The sequence below is a fragment of the Streptomyces sp. NPDC055078 genome (assembly GCF_053607985.1).
Window position 1 is genome coordinate 1 of the sequence record NZ_JBSGUP010000439.1, and the last position, 6,922, is coordinate 6,922.

The 6,922-nt window shown below is 72.1% G+C and carries 9 protein-coding genes and 1 pseudogene; 6 read left to right on the forward strand and 4 right to left on the reverse strand.

What is annotated here, in order from left to right; genetic code table 11:
- The 3 genes from ACWF94_RS28620 to ACWF94_RS28630 all read left to right on the forward strand — a co-directional run.
- Window positions 1-746: class II aldolase/adducin family protein (locus ACWF94_RS28620; protein ID WP_453494615.1), on the forward strand; the 746-nt coding region annotated here is incomplete at its 5' end.
- Window positions 747-1,050: 304 nt separating this feature from the next.
- Window positions 1,051-1,344: a hypothetical protein gene (locus ACWF94_RS28625; protein ID WP_453494618.1), complete on the forward strand. Its 294-nt coding sequence runs from the start codon at window positions 1,051-1,053 to the stop codon at window positions 1,342-1,344.
- Window positions 1,341-1,526 (forward strand): hypothetical protein, encoded by a 186-nt coding sequence (locus tag ACWF94_RS28630; protein ID WP_453494621.1) that lies wholly within the window; start codon window positions 1,341-1,343, stop codon window positions 1,524-1,526. Before ACWF94_RS28625 ends, ACWF94_RS28630 begins: the two co-directional genes overlap by 4 nt.
- Window positions 1,527-2,165: 639 nt before the next feature.
- Here the strand turns inward: ACWF94_RS28630 and ACWF94_RS28635 are convergent.
- The 3 genes and pseudogenes from ACWF94_RS28635 to ACWF94_RS28645 form a co-directional block, all read right to left on the reverse strand.
- Window positions 2,166-2,387, reverse strand: coding sequence for a DUF6087 family protein (locus ACWF94_RS28635; protein ID WP_453494633.1), 222 nt, complete (start codon window positions 2,385-2,387; stop codon window positions 2,166-2,168).
- Between the two features lie 22 nt (window positions 2,388-2,409).
- Window positions 2,410-2,466, reverse strand: a pseudogene (locus ACWF94_RS28640) (DUF6087 family protein); the annotation flags it as partial.
- A gap of 70 nt (window positions 2,467-2,536) precedes the next feature.
- Window positions 2,537-3,148, reverse strand: coding sequence for a hypothetical protein (locus ACWF94_RS28645; protein WP_453494624.1), 612 nt, complete (start codon window positions 3,146-3,148; stop codon window positions 2,537-2,539).
- 30 nt (window positions 3,149-3,178) lie between these two features.
- Here ACWF94_RS28645 and ACWF94_RS28650 point away from each other — a divergent pair, with 30 nt between their 5' ends.
- Together ACWF94_RS28650 and ACWF94_RS28655 are read left to right on the forward strand one after the other, a co-directional pair.
- The gene (locus ACWF94_RS28650) at window positions 3,179-3,661 is read left to right on the forward strand and encodes a hypothetical protein (RefSeq protein ID WP_453494627.1); all 483 of its coding nucleotides are present in this window, start codon (window positions 3,179-3,181) and stop codon (window positions 3,659-3,661) included.
- Between the two features lie 367 nt (window positions 3,662-4,028).
- Window positions 4,029-4,205, forward strand: a complete 177-nt coding sequence (locus ACWF94_RS28655) for an NPCBM/NEW2 domain-containing protein (protein WP_453494636.1) — start codon at window positions 4,029-4,031, stop codon at window positions 4,203-4,205.
- 375 nt (window positions 4,206-4,580) lie between these two features.
- Here ACWF94_RS28655 and ACWF94_RS28660 read toward each other — a convergent pair whose 3' ends face one another.
- Window positions 4,581-5,537 (reverse strand): ROK family protein, encoded by a 957-nt coding sequence (locus ACWF94_RS28660; protein ID WP_453494630.1) that lies wholly within the window; start codon window positions 5,535-5,537, stop codon window positions 4,581-4,583.
- Window positions 5,538-5,748: 211 nt separating this feature from the next.
- On the opposite strand from ACWF94_RS28660, the gene ACWF94_RS28665 reads away from it, so the two are divergent.
- Window positions 5,749-6,729, forward strand: a complete 981-nt coding sequence (locus ACWF94_RS28665; RefSeq protein WP_453494639.1) for a LacI family DNA-binding transcriptional regulator — start codon at window positions 5,749-5,751, stop codon at window positions 6,727-6,729.
- Window positions 6,730-6,922: the final 193 nt, after the last annotated feature.

Sequence of the window (6,922 nt, forward strand, 5' to 3'; positions counted from 1 at the left end):
GCCGTATGACGCCGAAGCCGCCGACGCCCGCCCAGCGTGACCTCGTCGCGCGTGCCTGCCGGGTACTCGCGGCCCGCGGGCTCGCCGACGGGGTCCTCGGCCACATCAGCCTGCGGATCGACGACACCACCCTGCTCGTACGCTGCCGCGGCCCACGCGAACGCGGCCTCGCCCACACCGATGCCCAGGACATCCACTGGGTCGATCTCCGCGGAAACCCGGCCGGCGCCGCTGAGCTCACCGGCGGGTACACCGTTCCGAACGAACTGCCGCTGCACACCGAACTGCTCCGTGAACGACCCGACGTCTCGGCGGTCGTGCACGCCCACCCCCCGGCCATTGTGGCCGCCGACCTCGCGGGACTGGGCATCCGCCCCATCCTGGGTGCCTATGACATTCCCGGCGCCCACCTCGCCGCCGGGGGGGTTCCCGTCTACCCACGGTCGGTACTCGTGCGCAGCAGGGCACTCGCCCAGGAGATGCTGCGGGCCATGGACGGCCGCCCGGTCGTCATCCTGCGCGGCCACGGACTCACCAGCGCCGCCGACTGCGTCGAACGGGCCGTCCTCCAAGCGCTCAGCATTGACACCCTCAGCCGGTTCTCGATGCAGGTGAAGGCCGCGGGCGGAACCCTCGTGGACGTGTCCGACGACGATCTCGCGGAACTGCCCGACCTGGGCGGGGCGTTCAATGTCGCGACGTTCTGGCGGCACGAGGTGGCGCGCCTGCGTGAGCAGGGGTGCTGAAACGCCGGGCTCGTCCGATCGAGGTCGGCCCGTGCCCAACTCCGTGCGGACCAACGCCCGGTCCCCGACGGCCTCCGGCGACCTGTACCGCCTGCTCGCCGACATTCCGGTAGGACCGCGAAGCCCGCTACGGAGACATCGGCGCCGAGGCCGAAGCCGCCGCGAACGCCGGTCGAAGCTGACGCGCGATCGGCCGGAACCGTCGCCCCTTGTCGGCGATGCCGGCCGGCTCCGTCGTTGCACCCGTCGATGAGGAAGCCTCGATTCGGCGGCAGCTCCGCCGCGGCGCTCGTAGGATGCGTGGGTGCCCAAGCCGATACGGATGAGCCGCCGCACGTGGGTTGCCGCGTGGGCGATGCTGTGCGCGGCCGGCCTCGCCGCCACTGCCGGGCTGAAGGGCTCCTCGGCACCGGACCCGCAGCCCGAGAAGCCTGTCAGCGCCGAGTGCGGCGAGTACATCGCGGACATCGAGATGCAGTTGGCCAAGGCCAGGCAGGAAGGCAGGGGAGACGGAGTGGTGGCCTTCTCGCGAGTGCGGGTCGGCGCCGAGGACGACTGCGCCGACGAGCTCCGCACCCACTTCCGTGGCGATCGGTGAGCCGCAGTACCTGGCTCGCCGCGATGGCAGGGCTGACCCTCGTCGGTGCCGCGGCGATCATTACCGTGCACGCCACGTCGAAACCGGAGTCGCAGCCCACGCCGCCGCGGGTGTACTCCTCCTGTCTGGCGGCCGACACCAAGCCGATGCCTGTGGACAACGACCCGTGCGACGGCGGCTGAAGAACGTCCGGGCGACCGTCCGCCAGGATGGCAGAACACCCAAACCCAAGTCGGCCCCTGGGCCGGCGGCGCCACCACACGAACCGTGGGCGTCGGGGGCCCTTCCGTGATGAGGGGCTCATCTAACTGGCCACCGACACCCGCCGGCTGCGATGACCGCGTCAGTCTCCTCGCCCACGACCGGGACACGGTCAGGGACTTCGTGCGCCCGGCTCGCCGCGGTCTGCTGGTGGGGGTGGACCGCGGGGATGACAGCCTTTGCCTCTACGCCGTGGACTCCTCGACCGCCCGCCGGGCCCTGCACGGCGCGAGCGGGCGGGAGCCCTGTCGGTGCCGCGCGCATGTGCTCGACGATCTCACCCACGGCGTCCTGTGGTCGCTCATCCAGCTCGACGACGGGCTTCCCGGTTCGGCGGTGGGCCCGGGGGGCTGGCCCGGGTGTTCGTCGTGCCTGAGGCCGCGGTCGCCTCCTCGCCCTCTGCCAGCTCGGCAACCGCCTCGTCGGCATCCTCCACGGCTGCCTCAAAACCCGCACCCACTACGACGAAACGACCGCCTGGTCGCACCACGTCCACCCCCATGCCGCTTGACACCGAACGACATGGGGTGGTTGACCCTGCTGCGCGCCGGAGCGGGGGTTCATTCGCCAGGGTGGGGCTTTCGGTGCCTGCCCCGGCCATCCGTGAGTGGTTGGGGCTCCGGCGCTGTCGCGTTCGGCGGTTCCTCGGCCCGCGGGTGCAGAATGCGTTGAGCCTCGGCGAGGTTGGCCGCGAACGCGTGCGGTTCCCAGGCGTACCCGTTCCACCGTTGGATGGCGCGGGGCGCGTCCGGGTTGAGGTGTGAGCTTGGGGCCGTCGCCAGACACGAGCGGTACCGCTCGAAGTCGTCCGATCTTCGCGTCGTGGCGCTCCGCCCAGTCCGACAGTGGCTCGTCGTCCATCCTGCTTCCCTGTGGTCCGAAGGCTCCTGCCCCAGCAGAGCAGTGCGTCCCGTGATCGCGTCGCTCTGGATCAGAGAAGGTGATGCTGCCAGCGGAGCGTCGGGTGCCATTCGGTCCAGTAGGTGTGGGTCTCCTGCGTGATGTGCAGCCGCACGGCGGTGATGTCGGGGCTTCCGGCGTCCTGCCATGCGGCGAGGGCCTGTTCGATCGTGTCCCACAGCCGCAGGGGGCCGCCCTGGCGGACCGTCCAGGTCTCCCCTTTCTCCGTGAACGCCGCGAACGACTCGCGGTCCGGATCGAAGACGTACAGGAGCCGGTTCCCCGTCTGGGAGGTGGCGCGGGTGAAGTGCGCTCCGGGGGCGGCGAGCTGGGCGAGGAAGGCCGGCATCCACTCCTCCAGCAGCAGCGGGGACACCTGGGTCTCCCGCTCGCTGTCGGCGTAGGCGGTACGGGCGGACAGGTCGCCGGCGATCGGCACCTCCGCCTGGGACCGGGCTTGCATGAACGATGAGCGGCCGATGAGCCTGCCCTCGGCAGTGCTGTCCTCGGCGACTGTGACCTTGGCGAGTCCGGTGCCGTAGTGCCAGGATCCGCCGACCGTGGCGAGGACGATGCCGTGCGGCCCCCGGGCCCTCCGGCTCGGGTGTCCGCGCCGGCCGGTCGGCCACGTGTTTCCCGTCATCTCCCCTTCTCTCAACGCAAGGATTCTTTCGTGCACAGGCCGTATGTGCTGATGCCGTCCGCGGTGGCAGCGTCACGCGTTTCGGAACTCGCCCGCCGTGCGGACACGTCTTCCGGCACCCGCGGGCTGGTGGCGCGGCGCCGGCAGATCAACCGGGACTCCGCCGCCTCCAGGACAGCGGCCGAGGCGGGCCCGGCGGGTGTGGTGCTGTACGCACTGTGCGATACCGGGGGTGATCCGGGCGGGCACCTGGCCCAAGCACACGGTCTGGCCGCGGCGAGCGGCTGGGCGGTGGTCGCGTCGTTCGCCGACACCACCGGGGACATCCCGCCCGCACTGCGGCCCGGGTGGGCCCGGGCCCAGCACACCGTACGCACCGGCGCCGCCTGGGGGATCGTCGCCGTGTCGCGGGCGGGCATCAGCCGAAGCGACCCTTTGTACCGGGCGGAACTGGAATGGTTCGCCATCCACGGGGCGGGGTTGTGGCTGGTGCGTGCGGAAACCGCGTCGTGACCCTTTCGGGGCCCGGCCCGGCAGGCCCGGTGCAGGTGGTCCGGGCCCCGGTGTCTCCCTCCGATCCCGGGCGCTGCCGCCCGGTACCTCAGACGCCCCACCCGGAGAGAACAACAATCCTATGAATAATAGGACATGACGGAATCACATCGGTCTGGCAGTGTTCGTCAGAAGGTGATCCGGAGTGCACGCGGGGGCATGCTCGCGTTGGATATGAGTACCGGGCAGATCGCCGGGATGCTCGCGCAGCATTACGGGCTGCGGCCGCGGGCGGGCGGTCACCACCCGATTCCCGCGTACGTCCACCGGCCGCCCGCCGTCCTCGTACGGTCCCGGCCGGACCACGGCAAGGGGCCCGCCGCCAGGGATCCGGCCGGACGGCGCGCGGGTACCGTCAACGCGCGTACTGACCAACACCGATCGCGCCCGGTTGGTTTCAGCAGACACCCAAGGGCTGTGTGTCGTATGCCTTGTGGTCTCCGGTAAAGAGGACGGTATCGATATTGACCATGCCGACTGGGCCGATCTCAAGATCGGATGCTGACAGTCCGGTGGATCGGCACCGGAACCGGGCATCGCGCTCGCCTCTATGACCGAACAGCCGAATCCGGTACGGAACCGGTCCGCGAACCCCGCGTCAGCCCGCTCGCAGGGGGCCCATCGGCCCGCCCCGGCCCGTTCACAGGGCGCCCCTACGCCCGCCCCGGCCCGCTCGCGGGCACCCCCATCGACCCGCCCCGGGCAGGACCCGCGGCCCCCGCCGTCGATCCGGATCAGCGGCGGGGCGGGAACCCGGGCCGCGGCGGTGCGGACGGCATCCGCCGGTCACGCGGCCGCGGTTGAGGGCCGGCCCGGGCGACGTACGGCCCCGGACTCCCCGGGCTCCCCGGGCTCCCCGGGCTCCCCGGGCTCCCCGGGCTCAGCCCGCCGCCGGGGCCGGCTCGTCCCGGTCGGCCAGGAGCGCGGCCGATGCCGCGCCCACCAGCCCGGCGTCCGCGCCGGTCAGCGCCGGGGCGACGGTCAGCCGCTGGACGAAGGAGAGTGTGGCGTACTGCCGCAGGGAGCGCCGCAGCGGTGTGAACAGGACATCGCCCGCGCCCGCCACGCCCCCGCCGATCACCGCGGTCTCTATCTCCACCAGGGTCGCCGTGGCGGCGATCGCGGCGGCGAGCGCCTGTGCCGCCCGTTCGAAGGAGGTGACGGCGACCGGGTCCCCGGCCCGCGCGGCGAGGGCCACGGCGGCGGCGGAGATGTCGCCGTCCGGGCCCGGGCGCCAGCCGCCCTCCAGGGCCCGGCGGGCGATGTTCGGGCCGCTCGCGATCCGCTCCACACAGCCGCGCGCGCCGCAGGGGCAGAGGTCACCGTCCAGATCGACGCTGATATGGCCTATGTGCCCGGCGTTGCCGGTCGGCCCCGGGTGCAGCCTGCCGCCGAGGACGAGTCCGCCGCCGACACCGGTGGAGACGACCATGCACAGGGCGTTGTCATGTCCCCGGGCGGCGCCCTGCCAGTGCTCAGCAGCGGCGATGGCCACTCCATCGCCCACCAGTTCGACAGGCAGACCGCCGGTCACCGTGGAAACCCTCGCGACCAGCGGAAACTCACGCCAGGACGGGACATTGACCGGGCTGACGGTACCCGCGGACGCATCCACGGGACCGGCGCTTCCGATGCCGACGGCCGACGCCCGCGCCCACATCGGCGCGGCGGACAGCTCCCCGAGAACCGCTTCGACGGCGGCCATCACGGTCTCCGCGCCCTCCAGGGCGGGCGTGGCGCGCTGGGTCCGCACCCGGATGCGGCCGTCACCGTCCACCAACGCGCCGGCGATCTTGGTGCCACCTATGTCCAGTGCGGCGACGAGGTCGGTATGCATCGGTGTGGATCCCCCGGAAACTGGTCGGACCTGCGGATTCGGGAACAGTCTCCATTCACCTGACAACGTTGTCCAGGTCCTATGCTCGTCGCTACACATTCGCACACTCAGTACGACGACAGGATTACGCACTGTGGCCGAAACCGACCGTTCCCTGCATGCGCCCGGACGCCCCCGCGGACCCGAGACCCGCTACGGCAATCGGCCCACCATGAAGGACGTCGCCGCACGTGCGGGAGTTGGTCTCAAGACGGTCTCCCGCGTAGTCAACGGCGAGCCCGGAGTCACCACCGACACCGAGCGCCGGGTGCAGGAGGCGATCGCGTCCCTGGGCTTCCGGCGCAACGACAGCGCACGGGTGCTGCGCAAGGGCCGCACCGCGTCCATCGGCCTGGTGCTCGAAGACCTCGCCGACCCGTTCTACGGCCCGCTGAGCCGCGCGGTCGAGGAGGTCGCGCGGGCGCACGGCGCACTGCTCATCAACGGGTCGAGCGCCGAGGACCCGGACCGGGAGCAGGAGTTGGCGCTCGCGCTGTGCGCGCGCCGGGTCGACGGTCTGATCGTGATCCCCGCCGGCCATGACCACCGCTATCTGGAGCCGGAGATCAAGGCGGGCATCGCGACCGTGTTCGTGGACCGTCCGCCGGGGCGGATCGACGCCGACGTGGTCCTCTCCGACAGCTTCGGCGGCGCGCGGGCGGGCGTGGCCCATCTGATCGCGCACGGCCACCGCCGGATCGGGTTCATCGGCGACCAGCCGCGTATCCACACGGCCGTCGAACGGCTGCGGGGTTATCGCGCCGCGATGGAGGAGGCCGGACTCGACGTGGCCGCCTCCTGGGTGTCGCTGGGTTCCACCGCGCCGGAGCGGGTGCGCTCCGCGGTCACCGGGATCCTGTCGGGGCCGGAGCCGGTCACTGCGGTCTTCGCGGGGAACAACCGGGTGATGGTGACGGCCGTACGGGTGCTGGCGGAGCGGGAACGGCCGGTCGCCCTGGTCGGCTTCGACGACATCGAACTCGCCGATCTGCTCGGTATCACGGTCATCGCCCAGGACGCCGCCGCGCTGGGCCGCACCGCGGCGGAACGCCTCTTCCGCCGCCTCGACGGCACCCCGCTCATCCCGGAGCGCACCGATCTGCCGACCCGTCTCATCCCGCGCGGCTCCGGCGAACTCCCGCCCGCCGACTGACCCTTCGCCCGGGAGCCGCGCGGCCCGCACCGACGGCACCAAAGGCACGTCGGCACTGTCTGCCCGCACCGACGGCATAGCCGGGACTGTCTGCCCGCACCGCGCGGCCTGCCCGCGCGGGCCGCACCAAGGGCCGCACCAAGGGCCGCACCAAGGGCCGCACCAAGGGCCGCCGCCCCGGACCAGCGGGTTC